The 460-nt window shown below is 52.6% G+C and carries 1 protein-coding gene; it reads right to left on the reverse strand.

Translation table 11 applies throughout. From position 1 onward, the window contains the following. Positions 1-460, reverse strand: a 460-nt coding sequence (locus HU750_RS27015; RefSeq protein WP_186683389.1) for an IS3 family transposase, incomplete at both ends; no start/stop codon positions are given.

Consider the following 460-nt stretch of genomic DNA (forward strand, 5'->3'; position numbering starts at 1 on the left):
GTAATCAACAGGGCTCAGGCCGTTAAGCCTTAGCTTGATGCGGTCATGGTTGTAGTAATGAATGTACTCATCCAGACCCGCCTTCAGTTCTTCGACGCTTTCAAATCGCTTCAGGTGGAAAAACTCTGACTTGAGCGTACCAAAGAAGCTTTCCATGGCCGCGTTGTCCAGGCAATTTCCTTTGCGCGACATGCTCTGTTTTACGCCGCGCTGATAGAGCTTGTGACGATACTGAGGCTGTTGATAGTGCCAGCCCTGATCCGAGTGCATCACCAGCTTTGGCGTCTCGCCCAGCCTCTCAAGTGCCTTGTCCAGCATGTTTCCAACCAGGCTGTAACAGGGCCGGCTGGCCATTTCGTATGCCACGATCTCGGCGTTGTACAAGTCCATGACGGGTGAGAGGTAGAGCTTTTGCTCGGCGACCTTGAACTCGGTTACATCGGTTACCCACTTCTGATTG

The organism is Pseudomonas sp. SWRI50, from assembly GCF_014269095.1.
GTDB lineage: Bacteria > Pseudomonadota > Gammaproteobacteria > Pseudomonadales > Pseudomonadaceae > Aquipseudomonas > Aquipseudomonas kermanshahensis.